Origin of the sequence: Pseudolysinimonas sp. (assembly GCF_049651805.1) — a bacterium.
Lineage (GTDB): Bacteria > Actinomycetota > Actinomycetes > Actinomycetales > Microbacteriaceae > Pseudolysinimonas_A.
Window position 1 is genome coordinate 16077 of sequence record NZ_JBASCU010000056.1, and the last position, 15781, is coordinate 31857.

Annotated in this window: 15 protein-coding genes; 10 read left to right on the forward strand and 5 right to left on the reverse strand. The window is 68.6% G+C overall.

Features of this window, described 5'->3' with window-relative positions; genetic code table 11:
• The first annotated feature begins 17 nt into the window (after positions 1–17).
• Both cysS and rlmB read left to right on the forward strand, forming a co-directional pair.
• On the forward strand, positions 18–1430 hold the full coding sequence (gene cysS, locus WBL06_RS14065; RefSeq protein ID WP_424457083.1) for a cysteine--tRNA ligase: 1413 nt from the start codon (positions 18–20) through the stop codon (positions 1428–1430).
• Positions 1430–2425 (forward strand): 23S rRNA (guanosine(2251)-2'-O)-methyltransferase RlmB, encoded by a 996-nt coding sequence (gene rlmB / locus WBL06_RS14070; protein WP_424457085.1) that lies wholly within the window; start codon positions 1430–1432, stop codon positions 2423–2425. The genes cysS and rlmB overlap by 1 nt, the downstream gene beginning before the upstream one ends.
• Positions 2426–2475: 50 nt before the next feature.
• Here the strand turns inward: rlmB and WBL06_RS14075 are convergent, their stop codons facing one another.
• Positions 2476–3138, reverse strand: coding sequence for a TetR/AcrR family transcriptional regulator (locus tag WBL06_RS14075; RefSeq protein ID WP_424457087.1), 663 nt, complete (start codon positions 3136–3138; stop codon positions 2476–2478).
• 152 nt (positions 3139–3290) lie between these two features.
• Between WBL06_RS14075 and WBL06_RS14080 the strand changes: the two genes are divergently transcribed.
• The 8 genes from WBL06_RS14080 to WBL06_RS14115 are packed head-to-tail and all read left to right on the forward strand — an operon-like array spanning position 3291 to position 12257.
• Positions 3291–4916 carry a bifunctional 3-(3-hydroxy-phenyl)propionate/3-hydroxycinnamic acid hydroxylase gene (locus WBL06_RS14080; RefSeq protein WP_424457089.1) on the forward strand — a complete coding sequence of 542 codons (1626 nt, stop codon included), beginning with the start codon at positions 3291–3293 and terminating at the stop codon, positions 4914–4916.
• Positions 4913–6415, forward strand: coding sequence for an ATP-binding cassette domain-containing protein (locus WBL06_RS14085; protein ID WP_424457091.1), 1503 nt, complete (start codon positions 4913–4915; stop codon positions 6413–6415). Before WBL06_RS14080 ends, WBL06_RS14085 begins: the two co-directional genes overlap by 4 nt.
• 52 nt (positions 6416–6467) lie before the next feature.
• Positions 6468–7682: an ABC transporter substrate-binding protein gene (locus WBL06_RS14090; protein WP_424457093.1), complete on the forward strand. Its 1215-nt coding sequence runs from the start codon at positions 6468–6470 to the stop codon at positions 7680–7682.
• 23 nt (positions 7683–7705) lie between these two features.
• A complete protein-coding gene (locus tag WBL06_RS14095; protein WP_424457095.1) occupies positions 7706–8563 on the forward strand; it encodes a branched-chain amino acid ABC transporter permease in 858 nt (285 codons plus the stop codon).
• A gap of 23 nt (positions 8564–8586) precedes the next feature.
• Positions 8587–9582 carry a branched-chain amino acid ABC transporter permease gene (locus WBL06_RS14100; RefSeq protein ID WP_424457097.1) on the forward strand — a complete coding sequence of 332 codons (996 nt, stop codon included), beginning with the start codon at positions 8587–8589 and terminating at the stop codon, positions 9580–9582.
• Positions 9579–10274, forward strand: coding sequence for an enoyl-CoA hydratase/isomerase family protein (locus tag WBL06_RS14105; RefSeq protein WP_424457098.1), 696 nt, complete (start codon positions 9579–9581; stop codon positions 10272–10274). The genes WBL06_RS14100 and WBL06_RS14105 overlap by 4 nt, the downstream gene beginning before the upstream one ends.
• Positions 10271–10852 (forward strand): carboxymuconolactone decarboxylase family protein, encoded by a 582-nt coding sequence (locus tag WBL06_RS14110; protein WP_424457100.1) that lies wholly within the window; start codon positions 10271–10273, stop codon positions 10850–10852. The genes WBL06_RS14105 and WBL06_RS14110 overlap by 4 nt, the downstream gene beginning before the upstream one ends.
• Positions 10853–10868: 16 nt before the next feature.
• A complete protein-coding gene (locus tag WBL06_RS14115; RefSeq protein WP_424457102.1) occupies positions 10869–12257 on the forward strand; it encodes a M24 family metallopeptidase in 1389 nt (462 codons plus the stop codon).
• Between the two features lies 1 nt (position 12258).
• Here the strand turns inward: WBL06_RS14115 and WBL06_RS14120 are convergent, their stop codons facing one another.
• From WBL06_RS14120 to WBL06_RS14135, 4 genes are read right to left on the reverse strand one after another with little or no spacing between them, the layout of a single operon-like run.
• Positions 12259–13137 (reverse strand): NAD(P)-dependent oxidoreductase, encoded by an 879-nt coding sequence (locus tag WBL06_RS14120; protein WP_424457104.1) that lies wholly within the window; start codon positions 13135–13137, stop codon positions 12259–12261.
• Complete coding sequence (locus WBL06_RS14125) at positions 13137–14513, reverse strand: NADP-dependent succinic semialdehyde dehydrogenase (protein WP_424457106.1); 1377 nt, start codon at positions 14511–14513, stop codon at positions 13137–13139. Before WBL06_RS14125 ends, WBL06_RS14120 begins: the two co-directional genes overlap by 1 nt.
• A gap of 8 nt (positions 14514–14521) precedes the next feature.
• A complete protein-coding gene (locus WBL06_RS14130; RefSeq protein WP_424457108.1) occupies positions 14522–15178 on the reverse strand; it encodes a GntR family transcriptional regulator in 657 nt (218 codons plus the stop codon).
• A 5-nt stretch (positions 15179–15183) separates the two neighbouring features.
• Complete coding sequence (locus WBL06_RS14135) at positions 15184–15711, reverse strand: VOC family protein (protein WP_424457110.1); 528 nt, start codon at positions 15709–15711, stop codon at positions 15184–15186.
• Positions 15712–15781: the final 70 nt, after the last annotated feature.

Consider the following 15781-nt stretch of genomic DNA (forward strand, 5'->3'; position numbering starts at 1 on the left):
CGCCCTAAGCTCAACGGGTGAACATCCGGCTCTACGACTCGAAGGCGAGAGGCCTCGCCGACTTCGTTCCGCGCGAGCCGGGCAAGGTCGGGATGTACGTCTGCGGGCCGACCGTGCAGTCGAGCCCGCACATCGGACATCTGCGCAGTGCCCTCGCCTACGACCTGTGGCGGCGCTGGTTCAGCTACCGCGGCCTCGACGTCACGTTCGTGCGCAACGTCACCGACATCGACGACAAGGTGCTCGACAACGCGAGCGACAGCGACCCGTGGTGGGCCGTGGCGTACCGCGTCGAACTCGAGTTCACGCGCGGCTACAACGCCCTTGGCATCCTGCCGCCGACGTACGAGCCCCGGGCGACGGCGAGCATCCCCGGGATGCAGGAACTCATCGCCGACCTCATCGAGAAAGGCCACGCCTACGTCGCCGACGACGGCACGGGCGACGTGTTCTTCGCGGTCTCGTCGTGGCCGTCGTACGGAGCGCTCACCAACCAGAAGCCCGACGACATGGAGGCTTCCGGCGACGCCGAGACGCGCGGCAAGCGCGACCCCCGCGACTTCGCCCTCTGGAAAGGGTGGAAGGCCGGGGAACCCGCGTCGGCGTCGTGGGAGTCACCCTGGGGCGCGGGACGCCCGGGATGGCACATCGAGTGCTCCGCGATGTCGCGGCGGTACCTCGGTACGGCGTTCGACATCCACGGGGGCGGGCTCGACCTGCGCTTCCCGCATCACGAGAACGAGCTCGCGCAGAGCACGGCGGCGGGGGACGCCTTCGCGACGCACTGGGTGCACAACGGCCTCGTCGTCGTCGAGGGGCAGAAGATGTCGAAGTCGCTCGGCAACTCGATCTACGCCGCCGAGTTCCTCGCCGCGGCCCGGCCGATCGTCGTGCGGTACTACCTCGGCAGCGCTCACTACCGCTCGACGATCGACTACCACGAGGGCTCGCTCGGCGAGGCCGAGGCGGCGTTCGCCCGCATCGAGGGCTTCCTCGACCGGGCCGCGCGCGCCGTCGAGGCGACGCCCGAGGTCGAGCAGACCGGCGTGTTGCCGGTGCCCGACGCGTTCGCCACCGCGATGGATGACGACCTCGGCGTTCCGCAGGCGCTCGGCGTGCTGCACGAGACGGTGCGGCAGGGCAACGCCGCCCTCGACGCGAAAGACGTCGCCCTCGCCGCCCGCTTGCGCGCCGAGGTGGTCGGGATGCTCGGCGTCCTCGGGCTGGACCCTGCGGCTCCCGAGTGGGGCCAGCAGGAAGACAGCAAGACGGATGCCGTGCTCGGCTCGCTCGTCGAGCACCTGATCGGGCAGCGCGAAGCCGCCCGGTCGGCCAAAGACTTCGCCGCGGCCGACTCGGTTCGCGACACCCTGGCCGCTGCGGGGATCACCCTCGAAGACGGCCCCGACGGAACCAGGTGGACGACCTGATGGCCAAGCCAGGGCGCCCCGGCGCACGCAAGAACAAGAAGGGCCCGACCATCGGCACCGGCGGGCACAGCCGCAAGGCGCTCGAAGGCAAGGGTCCGACTCCGAAGGCGACCGACCGCTCCTGGCACGTCGCCGGCAAGCGGAAGGCGGCGCAGGAACGACTGGATGCCGCGCGCGCGAAGCACGGCAAGGGCACAGCCGACGGCAAGCCCGCGCTGCAACGCCGCGCCCCGAAGAAGGAGGGCGAGGCCGAGGTCGTCACCGGCCGCAACTCGGTCGTCGAGGCACTGCGGGCGAAGATCCCCGCGACGACGCTGTACATCGCCTCGCGCCTCGAGATGGATGATCGCGTGAAAGAGGCGATCTCCCTCGCCGGCAAGCGCCACATCCCGGTGCTCGAGGTGATGCGGCAGGAGATCGACCGCATGTCGGGGCCCGACTCCGTGCACCAGGGCATCGCCCTCAAGGTTCCCGCGTACGAGTACGCGCACCCGCTCGAGATGCTCGACGAGATCGAGAAGCGCGGCCGGGTGCCGCTGCTTGTCGCGCTCGACGGCATCACCGATCCGCGCAACCTCGGCGCGATCGTGCGGTCGATCGCCGCGTTCGGCGGTCAGGGCGCGATCGTGCCGCAGCGGCGCAGTGTCGGGATGACGGCATCCGCCTGGAAGACGTCCGCGGGCGCCGCCTCGCGCGTGCCGGTCGCGATGGCGTCGAACCTGACCCAGACGCTGAAAGACCTCAAGAGCCGGGGCGTCTTCGTGCTCGGCCTCGACGGCGGCGGCGACGTGTCGCTGCCCGGCCTCGCCCTCGCGAAGGAGCCGGTCGTGATCGTCGTCGGCAGTGAGGGCAAGGGCCTGTCGCGGCTCGTCACCGAGACCTGCGACGCCGTCGTCAGCATCCCGATCGACTCCGCGACCGAGTCGCTCAACGCCGGCATCGCCGTGTCGGTGACGTTGTACGAGATCTCGAAGCTGCGCGCGCTGGAGCCGTAGGGCGGCCACTTTCTGGCGTTCGCGGCAACGCCAGGCTGCCTTCCGTCGGCCTAGCGCGGGAGGTCGGGGAGGGGCGGAAGGGGCAGACGCGACACGCGGTGCGCCTCCTCGGTCGACAACCCGACCATGCGCAGAAGGTTCTCGGCATAGTGCTGGCTCGGGTCTTCGGCGCTGCGATTGTCGAGGTAGCTGTGCATCGCCGCCAGCAGGGAGCCGAAGGTCATCGCCGATGCGAGCGCGACGTCATCGACGTTGAAGCGCCCGCTGTCGACACCGATCTGGATGTCGCGCGAGGCCCGCGGGCCGAGCGCCTTGAGCAGGCCGTCTTGAGCGATACCGAGTCGCACGACGAACCAGCCCCAGACGGGATCGCTCACGGCGGTCTGCATGAGGTGCCGCAGCGAGAACGAGTAGATCTCGGCGGCGTCCGACATCCCGGCGGTGAGGGCGTCGAGTCGTTGTCCGAGGGTCTCCACGACGTCGAAGATGACGGCATCGACGATCGCGTCACGGGACGGGAAATAGTTGTAGAACGTGCCTTGGCCGATGTCGGCGCGTTCGGTGATCGCGAGGATCGTCACCGATTCCGGCCCCGCCTCGGCCATCAGCGCGCGCGCCGCATCGAGGATGCGTCGGCGCGTCAGCTCGGCTTTGCGAACTCGCCTGCCGGGCGGCTGCTCGGTCGAGCTGACTGCGACTGTCCCGTGTGCCATCGCTGTGCTTGCTCCCTTGCCACGTCTCGCCCCACGATACCGAGTCATCCAAGTCCGCCGGGGTGCGACCAGTGTCGCTTGACTTTCTGAGATTCCACTCTATAACGTGGTGCCGTTCACAGATGAACGACTCGTCACTTTTGGAGTTTTCAATGTCGCAAGTTCCTTCCGACGCCTCGCGCACCGATCTCGAAGCCGATGTCGTCATCGTCGGTCTCGGTCCGGTCGGGCTGTTCGCCGCTGTTCTTCTCGGGCAACGCGGATACTCGGTCGTCGGGATCGAGCGCTGGCCGAGCCCCTACCCGCTGCCGCGCGCCGTGACCTTCGACCACGAGATCGCGCGCATCCTGTCGCAGATCGGGATCGACTCCGACAACGACAGCTCGGTCGACTTCCATGACGATCACTACTACTGGCTGAACGCGGCCGAGGAAATCCTGATGGAGGTCGACTGGGTGTCGAAGGCGCCCGACGGCTGGCGCAATCGGTACTGGTTCAGTCAGCCCGAGCTCGAAGATCGGCTTCGCGCGATCATCACCTCGCTGCCGTCGGTGCGGCTCCTCCCGGGCAACCAGGTCGACGGCTTCGAGCAGACCGACGACGAGGTCACCGTGACCTTCCACGAAGTCGTCGCCGATGGCGCGGTCGCCGTCCGCAAGGAAGGCGGTCGCTCGGGTTCGGTTCGCGCGCGCTACGCGATCGGCTCGGATGGCGCCAACAGCTTCATCCGCACGGCGACCGGCCGGGAGTTCACCGACCTCAACTTCTTCTCGGACTGGTTGGTCGTCGACGTGACCCCCGAGGTGATGCCGACCTACCGCACGGCCCACTTTCAGATCTGCGACCCGGCACGGCCGACGACGGTCGTTCCCGGGGGCCCCGGACGCCGGCGCTGGGAGTTCATGGCGCTGCCCGACGACGACCTCACCGAACTCGCGTCGCCCGCGAAGGTGTGGAGCCTGCTCGAGCCGTGGGGGCTGACCCCCGACAACACCAAGCTCGACAGGGCTGTCGTCTGGCGGTTCCAGGCCAAGTACGTCGAGAACTGGCGAGCCGGCCGCGCCCTCCTCGCGGGAGACGCCGCACACCTCATGCCACCCTTCGCGGGTGAGGGGATGTGTGCCGGCCTTCGCGACATCGAGAACCTCATCTGGCGGCTCGACCTCGTGCTCTCCGGCGTCTCGGACACCGCCCTTCTCGACGAGTGGGCGAACGAGCGGCGTGAACAGGCGAAGTGGTACATCAACTTCTCGGCCGATCTCGGGCGCGTCATCTGCGTGGCGGATCCCGCCGAGGCGGCCGCGCGCGACGAGCGGATGAAGGCCGAGTACGCGGTGCAGTCGAAGCTCGGCCCGGTGTCGTCTCACGAGGCGCTGCTCGGCGAAGGCACCTGGGTGTCGACCGACCCCCTGGCGGGCAAGCCGTCGATCCAGGGTCGCGTCGCCCACGCGGGCCGCACCGGACGCTTCGACGACGTCGTCGGCCGGGGCTGGTTCCTGCTCTCGTCCGCGGACGCCGCGTCGCCCCTCAGTGTGGCGCAGCGTGAGCGATTCGTCGCGGCCGGCGGTCGCGAGCTCGCGGTGGGTGCCCTCGGGGTGGCGGCCGACGTCATCGACCTCGACGGAACGTACACCGAGTGGATGCGCGCGCACGGCATCCAGCACCTCCTGGTGCGCCCCGACTTCTACGTCGCGGCGACCGCCCCGGATGTCGAAACCATGCGCGCTCACTTCGACGTGGTCATGGACACCGTCGTCCCGGCTCAGGTCGGAGTATGAACGAGCCCGGCGAAATCTCCTCGCCCGACGATCAGTCGGACGAGGTGGTGATCCGAGCGTCGGGACTCACGATGGCCTTCGGTGGCGTCACCGCCGTTTCGGGGGTCGAACTCGAGGTGCGCCGCGGCGAGGTCGTCGGCATCATGGGCCCGAACGGTGCGGGCAAGAGCACACTGCTGTCGATGCTGTGCGGAGCACGGCGCCCCACCAGCGGCACGCTCGAGGTCTGTGGCCTCGACATGACGCGCGCCGCCCGGGTCGACGCGGCGCGTCGCGGCATCGGCCTCGCACATCAGATCCCCAAGCCCTTCCGCAAGCTCACGGTGCGGCAGAACCTCGAGGTAGCGGCACAGGTGGTTCCGAGATCGCGTCGCGCGCACGTCGTCCGCGACGCACTCGCGCTCAGCGGGATGTCGGCGAAGGCCGAGGTTCCGGCGGGAAATCTCGGCCTCCTCGAGTTGAAGCGCCTCGAGCTCGCGCGTGTGCTGGCGCTCGACCCCCAGCTCGTTCTGCTCGACGAAGTCGCCGCCGGACTCACCGGAAAGGACCTCGAGGACCTGATCGAGCTGATCGCCGCGATCCGCGAAAGCGGTCGCACGATCCTCATCGTCGAGCACGTACAAGATGTGCTCCACCGGCTCGCCGAGCGGGTCGTGGTCCTCGAATGGGGAGAGAAGCTCCTCGAGGGCACGCCTCAGCAGGTCTCTGCCGACCCACGAGTCATCGAGATCTACATCGGCCAGCCGCGCGAGCGTGAAGCGGAGGCCCGGGCGGCCGTCGCGACGACCGGCGCCCCGCTCCTCGAACTGGAGTCGGTCTCGGCGGGCTACGGCGCGGTCCGGGTTCTTCCCGCCGTGTCCTTCACGGTCCACCCGGGTGAAGTCGTCGCGGTGCTCGGAGCGAACGGTGCGGGGAAGTCGACCCTCGCGCGCACCATCCAGGGCACGATCGCCGCACGCTCGGGTCGCATCCGCTTCGCCGGTCGCGACGTCACCCGCGTGAGTCCGCACCGCAGGGTGCGTGCGGGGATGTCGCTCGTTCCCGAGGGTCGTCGGCTGTTCGGCACGATGTCGGTGCGTGAGAACCTCGAACTCGGGCTACGTCACTCCCGGGACACCGGGCCACTGGACCGGGTCTACGAACTCTTTCCGCGACTCGTCGACCTCGCCGGACGCCAGGCCGGGACCCTCTCCGGCGGCGAGCAGCAGATGGTCGCCATCGGGCGTGCCCTGGCCTCGGAACCCCGGCTCGTCGTCTTCGACGAGCTCTCCCTCGGCCTCGCCCCGGTGATCGTCGACCGGATGCTCACGGCGGTCGAGCAGATCGCGGCGTGGGGTACCGCCGTCGTTCTGATCGAACAGAACGTCCATCAAGCTCTGGAGCTCTCCGACCGAGCGGTTCTCCTCAAACGGGGAGAGATCGTCTTCGACGGGGCTCCCGACGACCTCGGCGACGCGGAGTTCCAGGAGGCATACCTGGGACTCGGCGGAACCGAATGAGCACGCCACCGAATACCAGAAAACCCGTGCACCAGACAAAGGAGTTGTTTGCATGAACCGCACCAGAGTTCTCGCCGTCCCGATCGCCCTCGCGGTCGCTCTCGGCGCGTCCGCCTGTACTGCCGAAGCCGAAGGATCGGCTGAGCCGATCACGATCGGCGCCACCCTGCCGTTGACCGGTCCGCTGCAGGCCTTCGGCACGTCGCTGCAGACCGGGTACCAGCTCGCCATCGACGAGGTGAACGAAGCGGGCGGCATCTCGATCGACGGGAACGCCCGCGAGATCGAGCTCGTCGTTCAGGACAACGCCTCCGCATCGGACACCGCGAGCGAACAGGCGCGCGACCTCGTTCTCGACGCCGGCGCCGTCGCGCTTCTCGGCCCGGCGACACCGCCGCTCAGCATCCCGGTCTCGGTCGTGGCCGAGCAGCTGCAGATCCCGACGGTCATCACGATCACGCCGATCCAGGCGTGGAAGGGGGGCGCTCCGGAGGGCTGGAACTGGAGTTTCGACCTGTTCTTCGACGAGGTCCAGATGACCGACACCCAGTTCCAGGCGGCCGACCTCGTCGAGACGAACAAGAAGGTGGCGCTCTTCACCGACCAGGAGGAGGACGGCATCGTCATGGGTGGCCTCTGGAGCGACAAGGCCGAGTCTTTCGGCTACGAGATCGTCGCCCATGAGCAGTTCCCGGTGGGCAACACGAACTTCTCGAGCCAGGTCGCCGAGGCGAAGGCGGCGGGAGCCGACGTCGTGATCGCCCAGGTCATCCCGCCGGACGGAATCGCGCTGCTTCGCGAGATGAAGGCGCAGGGCTACGACCCGCAGGTCGTCTTCCTCGAGAAGGCCGGCAACACGGGAGGCTACCCCGGGCTCAGCGATGGACTCGCCGACGGTGTCCTGGCCGCCAACTGGTTCGCCGCGGGCATGGGGCTCGATCGTGAGCAGGAGTTCATCGATGAGTTCTCGGCGACGACCGGTGGCGTGAACTCCGATCTGGGCACGATCGTCTACGGCTACACCGCCGCCAAGGTGCTGCTGGACGCCATCGCGGCGGCCGGAAGCATCGATCCCGAGGCCATCCGCGACGCGATCGCCGAGACGGACGCGACCTACCCCGCCGGAGAGATCGCGTTCGACGACGGGCACGCGGCAGCGCTGCCTGCCGTTCAGACGCAGTGGGTCGGCAGCGACCAGGTGCTGGTACTCGACGCCGACGGCGCCGCGGCCGAGCCGATTCAGGCGCCCGTTCCCGGGCTGCGCTGAGTCGTGAGGTTGAGGACGAATCAATGGATGTAGTGGTGCAAGGAGTCCTTCTCGGGGGGCTCTACGCGACGACCGCACTCGGGTTGTCTCTCGTGTTCGGGGTGATCCGCATGGTGAACCTCGCGCACGGTGAGTTCCTGGTCGTCGGTGCGTTTCTCACCTCGGTCCTGGTCGTGGCCATCGGCGGAGACCCGCTGCTCCTGGCGATCCCGGCCGCGCTGATCGTCGGTCTGGTCGCCTACCCGCTCCAGCGATTCGTCCTCAACCCGCTTCTGCTCCACAGCACGGAGGCACCGATCACCGCGACGTTCGGTGTCTCCGTGGTGATCCAGAGCCTCCTGCTCCTGGCATTCACCTCCAATCCGCGCACGATCAACGCCGACTACGCGAACGGCCGGATCGAGATCGCGGGAATCGGGATGCGGACGTCCCTGCTCATCGCGCTGGCGATCGCCATCGTGCTCGTCGTCGTCCTCGACCTTGTTCTGAACCGAACCCGCTTCGGTCGTCAGGTGAAGGCCGCGGCGATCGACCCGGAGGCGGCAGGGCTCGTCGGCATCGACCTCAAGCACACCTACGCGATGGTGCTCGCGATCGCGGCGGCCGTCGCGACGATCGGCGGCACCTTGATCGCGCTGTCGTTCTCGGTCGACCCGGTGTCCGGGACCTCGTGGCTGCTGAGGGCGTTCACGGTCGTCGTCATCGGCGGGCTGGGCTCGATTCGGGGGACCCTCGTCGGCGGACTCATCGTCGGCATCGTCGAGAGCGCGGGCGCCGTGATCTTCGGCGCCCAGTACCGCGATGTCGTCGTCTTCGGCATCCTCGTCGTCGTTCTGCTGCTACGGCCGAACGGCCTGTTCGCCCGGGTGCGCAGCGCATGACCGCCGCCCCGTCAGGAGTCGCCGTGAAGCCTCCCATCCGAGTGACGACGGTCGCGCAGTATGCGGTGCCGATCGTCGTCGCAGCGGCGCTGTTCGCCACCGCCGACCTGTTCCGCCTCGCGATCACCAACCAGCTCACCAGCCTGCTGCTGCTGGCGTGTCTCGCCATGGCGTGGAACCTGGTGAGCGGCTTCGGCGGCCAGTTCTCACTCGGCCACTCGATCTTCGTCGGGGTCGGTGGCTACACCGCCGCGGTCGTGCTCGACTACGCCGGCTGGCCACTCATCCCCGTTCTTCTCGGTGCCGGCCTTGCCTCCGCGGCGATCGGCGTCGTGCTCGCGTATCCGATGCTGCGGCTCCGGGGTCCGTACTTCGCGATCGGCACCCTCGGCATCGCCCTCGCCGCGCTGGGGTGGATGCTCAACTGGGACTTCACGCGAGCCTCGCGCGGCTACCCGATTCCCCCGAGCGCGATGCTCGACCTCACCACGCTTCTGCGGGTCGCGATCGTGCTGGCCGTGGTCACCTTCCTCGTCGTACTGGTGGTCAAGAACTCGCCCCTGGGGCTTCGTCTGCTTGCCTTGCGCGACAACGAGGATGGCGCGGTGAGCCTGGGGGTCCGGCGGCTCAGCACCCTCGTGCCGGTGTGGGCGATCAGCGCCTTCCTCGCCGGCTCGATGGGTGCGGTCGTCGCTCTGCAGAACGGCAACCTCACGCCGAACTCGGCGTTCAGCGTGCAATACACCCTGGATGCCGTCGTCGTGTGCGTCATCGGCGGGATGGGCACCCTGTCCGGACCGATCCTCGGTGCCGTCGTCGTCTTCCTCCTGCGCCAGTACACCGCGGACTTCGCGGGCTGGGCCACGCTCATCGAGGCCGCCGTGGTGATCCTCATCGTTCGGTTCTTCCCCGACGGCGCCGTCGGCCTGATCGTCCGGGCCGGACGTCGCATCCGGGTGCTGCGAGCCGCCGGCCGAAAGTCGGCCACGCCCCCCGTCGAAAGGCAGATCGCACCATGACCCACGACCAGACCCCGCGCCTCGCGACCGTCACCATCGAAGGAACGGGGCGCAACCTGCTCGACCCGACGTCGATGGCGAGGCTCGTCGACGGCCTGCGGGCCGCCGACGACGATCGCAGTGTGAGTGGCATCGTTCTGACGGGCGCCGGCGACGTCTTCTGCGGAGGGCTCGACGTCGGGGCCCTGCGTGCGGGAGCGGATCCGGTCGAGTTCGCCACGGCACTCGTCGCCCTGCTGAAGATCTTCCCGTTGCTGACGAAGCCCGTCGTCGCCCAGGTGAACGGCGACGCCGTCGCGTCGGGCGCCTCGATCGTCGCCGCGTGCGACTACGCCGTCGCCGTCCCCACCGCACTCATCGGCACCTACGAGGTCAGCGTCGGAATCTGGCCCATGGTGGCCCAGGTTCCGCTCATCAAGCGGCTCGGGGTGCGCGCCGCGATGGAGAACATCGGCGCGGGAGAGCCGTTCACCGCTCAGCGCGCCCAGGAGATCGGCCTGATCAACCGCGTCGTCGAACCTGGTGAGCTTGCTACGTCGGCGGAGGGTTGGCTGCAGAACGCGGCACGGGCCGGGGGTGCCGTCGCGGCCGGTCGACCGTCTGCCCACGTTCTCGAACAACTGCCGTACGCCGAGGCACTGGATCGGTCGCTCGAGATGTTCGCCGCGATGTTCGCGGAGGGCAGCCGATGACCCTCGTCGGCCTGGTGTCGCGAGAATCCGTCGCAGCAGAGGATCTGGCGATGGTGGAGTCGGGGCTCGCCCAGTACGGCACGCTGCTCGCCACGTGGCAGGCGATCCTGAACCGTCCGGGGCTGTTCTCGGCCTACCTGCCGTTCCTTCGCGCCGTCGCGAGCCCAGGCGTCGTCGACATCGCGATCAAGGAGCTGTCGGCACTGCTGGTGGGGCACCTCAACCACTGCCGCTACACGGTGAGCCATCGGTACGCGTCGGCACGGCGCAACGGAATCCCCGACGACATCATTCGAAAGGTCGTTCAGCGCGACTGGGAGGCTCTCGATGCCGACCTTCGCCTCGCTCTCGAGTTGACCGTGCGCTTGACCCAAGACCCGCCGGTCGTGTCGTTCGCGGCCGAGCCGCACGTCGTTCCGGCCGACCTCTCGGCCGAATGGACCGACAAGTTCAGCGATGAGGCGACGGTCGAACTCGTCATGTCCATCTCGGTGTGGAACGCGCTCGCGCGATTCCACCGCGTCATGGGCTTCGAGTTGGACATGCCCGCCCCGCCCGCCGACGTGGTGCCGGAATGACCGAGAGGACCAGTACGTGAAGAACACAGCATCAACGGGGACCAACGCCGTCGACTGGGAGGCGCGGATCGACTTCGACCGGTTGCGTTCGGCACGGCTGGCCCGGTTGAAAGCGCAGCTGGAGCGCAGCGAACTCGGGGCGGTGCTCGCGTTCGACTTCTCGAACATCCGGTACATGACGTCGACGCACATCGGTACCTGGGCGATGGACAAGCTCATCCGCTTCGCGCTGCTGACCCGCAACTCCGATCCGATCTCGTGGGACTTCGGGTCGGCCGCGAAGCATCACGGGCTCTACAACCCGTGGCTCGACGTGACGACCGCCGAGATGGATGCCGACCCCAACGCGCCGCACGAGGGCGCGGTGCGCCCGCGGCTCGAAAGTGGCGCACGGGCGGGCATCTCGACGCTTCGGGGAGCGTTCACGCCCGACGCCGGGATCGCGGATGCCGTCGCGGCGAAGATCAAGCGGGAGCTCGAGAAGTTCGGTCTCGCCGACCAGCCGCTCGGGGTCGACGTGATCGAGTTGCCGATCCTGTTCGCGCTTCAGAAGGCCGGCATCACGGTGCTCGACGGTCAGCAGGTCTTCATGGAGGCGCGGCGGGTCAAGACGGGCGACGAGATCCGGCTGCTCACCCAGGCCGCGTCGATGGTGGACGCCGCCTACGACGAGCTGTACCGGTTCCTGAAGCCGGGCGTGCGGGAGAACGAGGCGGTCGGGCTGGTCGCCAAGACGCTCTACGACCTCGGGTCGGAGTACGTCGAGGGGGTCAATGCGATCTCCGGAGAGCGCTGCTCGCCGCATCCTCATGTCTTCTCGGACCGGCTGATCCGGCCGGGCGACCCGGCGTTCTTCGACATCCTGCACTCCTTCAACGGCTACCGCACCTGCTACTACCGCACCTTCGCGGTCGGTTCCGCCTCGAACGCGCAGCGGGACGCATACACCCGTGCACGGGAGTACATGGACTGGGCGATCGCCCTGGTGAAGCCCGGAGCGACGACGGCCGACATCGTGAAGGTGTGGCCGACCGCGCAGGAGTTCGGGTTCGCCGACGAGGAGGCCGCCTTCGCGCTCCAGTACGGCCACGGGGTCGGCCTGTCGATCTGGGAGAAGCCGGTGTTCAGCCGCCTGGTGTCGCTCGAGCACCCCGAGGTGCTCGAGGAGGGAATGGTGTTCGCGCTGGAAACCTACTGGCCGTCCGCCGACGGCTGGGGTGCCGCACGCATCGAGGAGGAGGTCGTGGTGACCGCCGACGGGTGCGAGGTCATCACCAAGTTCCCGGCCGAAGACCTGCTCATCGCCGGTACCCGCTACTACAGCTTCGACGGGCCGATGCTCGCGGCTCGCGATGCGCAATCCCACCTCAACACTCCCGCGGGACGAGGCGAGACCCGCCACTGATTCACCTGGCGGGGTACCTTCCCTGCCGGGTGATCTCGGCCACGGCCGACCAGTCGAGGTCCTTCAGGTCTTCGGAGGCGAGGGCGGCGTCGAACACCTCACGAAGCACCGGCGCGGTCGGAATCGCGATGCCGGCGTCGGCGGCGATCGCCTCGGCGAGACCGAGGTCTTTCGAGCCGAGCGCCATCGTGAAGCCGGGCGGCGTGTAGCGGCGTTCGGCGATCATCGAGCCGTAGCCGCTGTACACCGGTCCCGGGAAGAGGGTCGAGGAAAGCAGTTCGGTGAAGAGGCCGGCATCGACGTCGTTCGCCTCGACCAACGCGACGGACTCGCCGATCGCCTGGAGCGCGTGGATGATGGTGTAGTTGACGGCGGCCTTGACGACATTCGCCGTGCGAGCCTCGGTGCCGACCGTCCAGACCCGCTTGCCCATGATCTCGAAGTAGGGGGCGGCGCGCTCGAGGTCGCTCGGGGCGCCCGCCGCGATGATGTTGAGCCCTCCGGCCGCAGCGACGGTGGAACGCCCGACGACCGGCGCGGCGAGGTAGCCGATCCCGAGATCTGCGTGGAGCGCACTGAGCCGGTCGGCAGCCGACGGGCTCAGTGACGCCATGGCGACGTGCAGCCGACCCGGGTGGTCGCCGAGGTTGGCGGGCGAGAGCACCTGCTCGGCGGCCTGGTCGTTCGCCAGGATCGAGAAAGAGATCGGAGCGGCCAGAGCGGCTGCCGGGGTGTCCGCCGCGGTCGCGCCGGCGGCGACGAGCGCCGCGACCGGTTCGGCGGAGCGATTCCACACGACGACGTCGTGCCCGGCGTCGACGAGACGCCGCGCCATCTCGCGCCCCATGGTGCCGAGGCCGAGGAACCCGACACGCGCCATCACGCCTCCCACACGGTCTTGAGGTTGCAGAACTCCCGGATGCCGGCGGCGGCGAGTTCGCGGCCGAAGCCGGAGTTCTTGATGCCGCCGAAGGGGAGTTCGGGGTAGGAGACGGTCATGCCGTTGACGAAGACGGCGCCGGCTTCGATCTCGTTCTCGAAGCGCTCGCGCTCGGCCGCATCCGTGGTCCAGACGCTCGATGAGAGCCCGAAGTCGTTGACGTTCGCCAGGGCGATGGCTTCGTCGGCATCCTTCACTCGGTAGACCGTGGCGACCGGCCCGAAGGTCTCTTCCAGGTGGACGCGCATCGCCGGGGTGACGCCGGCGATGACGGTCGGCGGGTAGAACCAGCCGGGCCCGTCGGATGCGGAGCCGCCGGTGAGGATATCGGCGCCCTTTGCCCGCGCGTCGTCGACGAGTTCGCTCAGCTCATCCCGGCCCGATGCGGTCGCGATCGGGCCGATCTGGGTCTGCTCATCGAGGGGGTCACCGACCCGGAGGCCGGCCATCGCGTCGGTGAAACCTGCGATGAAGGCGTCGTAGACCGCCTCGTGGATGATGAACCGTTTGGCCGCGATGCACGACTGCCCGTTGTTGACGGTGCGGGCGTTGACGGCGGTGGTCACGGCCGCGTCGAGGTCGGCGCTCGGCATGACGATGAAGGGGTCGGAGCCGCCGAGTTCGAGCACCGACTTCTTCACCTGAGCGGCCGCGGTCGATGCGACCGAGCGGCCTGCCGGTTCGGAGCCGGTGAGGGTCACGGCACGCACCCGCGGGTCTTCGATCACCGCCGCGACCTCCGCCGAGCCGATCAACAGGCTCGTGAAGGCCCCTTCCGGGAACCCGCCGCGAGTGAACAGGGTGTCGAGGTAGAGCGCCGACTGCGGCACGTTGGATGCGTGCTTGAGCACACCGGTGTTGCCCGCCATGAGGGCGGGTGCGGCGAAGCGCACGACCTGCCAGAGCGGGTAGTTCCAGGGCATCACGGCGAGGATGACACCGAGCGGCTGATAGCGCGCGACCGCCCGCGAGGCGCCGACCTTCGAGGGATCGTCGAGCGGCTCGTCGGCCAGGAACTCCTCCGCGTGGTCGGCATAGAACCGCATCCCCTTGGCGCACTTCAGCACCTCGGCACGCGCCCCGCCGATCGGCCGCCCCATCTCACGCGTGACGATCTCGGCGAGCGGGTCGACATCCGCTTCGAGCAGGTCGGCGGCCGAGCGCATCCATTCCCCGCGCTGCGCGAACGTCGTCCCCTTCAGGGTCGCGAACGCCGAGGCCGCCAGGGTGAGACGCCGCTCGACCTCGGCGGGGGAGTGCGGATCGAAAGTCTTCTCGATCTCGCCCGTTGCGGGATTGACGGTCGCGATGGCCATGCGGGGTCCTAACTGAAGAGATCGGGATGCCGCGCCAGCTCCAGGCGGGTGCGGCGGATGTGGGCGGCGAGGATCCGCTCGGCCTCCTCGGCGTCGCGGCGCCGAAAGGCCGCGACGAGCAGCTGGTGATCGTGATGCACACTCCGGTCGCCCTCGGAACGGAACACCCGGGTGAAGGCGCGGCGGTAATGCTGGGTGCGGTTCCACAACCCGAGCACGAGGTCGCCGAGCACCGACGTGTCGGCGCCCGCGTAGCTGCCGAGATGGAACTCGCGGTCGAGCCGCAGGAACTCCTCGACGTCGTCGGCCGCCTCCATCGCGTCGGCGAGTTCGGCGAACCGATCGATCGCCGCCGGTGTCAGGGCCGGGATGCTGTAGGCGAGCAGCAGCGGCTCGATGCGCTCGCGGATGCGGTAAAGCTCTTCGCAGTCGGCGAGCGTCAGCCGGGTCACCCAGGCGCCCGTGTTGGCGACGAGGGTCAGCAGCCCCTCGGCTTCGAGCATCCGCAACGCCTCACGGACCGGCACGCGGCTCACGCCGTACCGGTCGGCGAGATCTTCCTGGCGGATGCGCGTGCCGGGGGCGTACTCGCCGTCGAGAATCGCGTCGCGCAATTCGCTCGCGATTCTGGCCCCCGCGGCGCCATGGGCGGCGAGCTCGGTCACAGGCTTCATTCTGCAGGGTTCGCGGGATGCCACAGCCGTGTGTGCGCACCCGCTTCGTAGGCCTTCCCGGCGGGGAAGGAGACGAGTTCGAACTGCATGCCCCACGGAGCGCGGAAGTACACCCAGCGTTGACCTTCGCTGGGCCCGCGACTCGCGGTCGGCCCACCCATGATCTCGACGTGGTGTTCCCGCAGGTGCGCGATCGCGGCATCGAGGTCATCGACGTAGAGAGCCAGGTGGTGCCCGCCGAGATCGCTGTTGCGGGGCGGCGGGTTCTGACCGTCGGCGGGTTCGTACTGGAATACCTCGAGGTTGGGCCCATGTCCCAGGCGGAAGAAGCGCAATTCGCGCATGACGGTGCGCGGGTGCACGCCCAAGTGCACGCTCATCCAGTCGTCGTCGCGTTCGAACGGGCCGAGCGAATACACCTTCTCGGCGCCGAGCACCTCGACGAGGAAACGCTCCGCCTCGTCGAGATCGGGCACCGTGAAACCGAGGTGCTCGGCACCACGCAGTCCCGGCATAGTCGCCATGTTGGATACAATAACACGAACAGACCGGCCCAGATGAGGCCTTTCTGCGGCGCTTGGATTGCGATTGGAT

Excerpts from the sequence above, each read along its gene's own strand:
- WBL06_RS14110 (WP_424457100.1), top strand. The coding sequence starts at position 10,271 with ATGACCCTCGTCGGCCTGGTGTCGCGAGAATCCGTCGCAGCAGAGGAT.
- WBL06_RS14105 (WP_424457098.1), top strand. The coding sequence starts at position 9,579 with ATGACCCACGACCAGACCCCGCGCCTCGCGACCGTCACCATCGAAGGA.
- WBL06_RS14120 (WP_424457104.1), bottom strand. The coding sequence starts at position 13,137 with ATGGCGCGTGTCGGGTTCCTCGGCCTCGGCACCATGGGGCGCGAGATG.
- WBL06_RS14085 (WP_424457091.1), top strand. The coding sequence starts at position 4,913 with ATGAACGAGCCCGGCGAAATCTCCTCGCCCGACGATCAGTCGGACGAG.
- rlmB (WP_424457085.1), top strand. The coding sequence starts at position 1,430 with ATGGCCAAGCCAGGGCGCCCCGGCGCACGCAAGAACAAGAAGGGCCCG.
- WBL06_RS14075 (WP_424457087.1), bottom strand. The coding sequence starts at position 3,138 with ATGGCACACGGGACAGTCGCAGTCAGCTCGACCGAGCAGCCGCCCGGC.
- WBL06_RS14135 (WP_424457110.1), bottom strand. The coding sequence starts at position 15,711 with ATGGCGACTATGCCGGGACTGCGTGGTGCCGAGCACCTCGGTTTCACG.
- WBL06_RS14125 (WP_424457106.1), bottom strand. The coding sequence starts at position 14,513 with ATGGCCATCGCGACCGTCAATCCCGCAACGGGCGAGATCGAGAAGACT.
- WBL06_RS14095 (WP_424457095.1), top strand. The coding sequence starts at position 7,706 with ATGGATGTAGTGGTGCAAGGAGTCCTTCTCGGGGGGCTCTACGCGACG.
- WBL06_RS14080 (WP_424457089.1), top strand. The coding sequence starts at position 3,291 with ATGTCGCAAGTTCCTTCCGACGCCTCGCGCACCGATCTCGAAGCCGAT.
- WBL06_RS14090 (WP_424457093.1), top strand. The coding sequence starts at position 6,468 with ATGAACCGCACCAGAGTTCTCGCCGTCCCGATCGCCCTCGCGGTCGCT.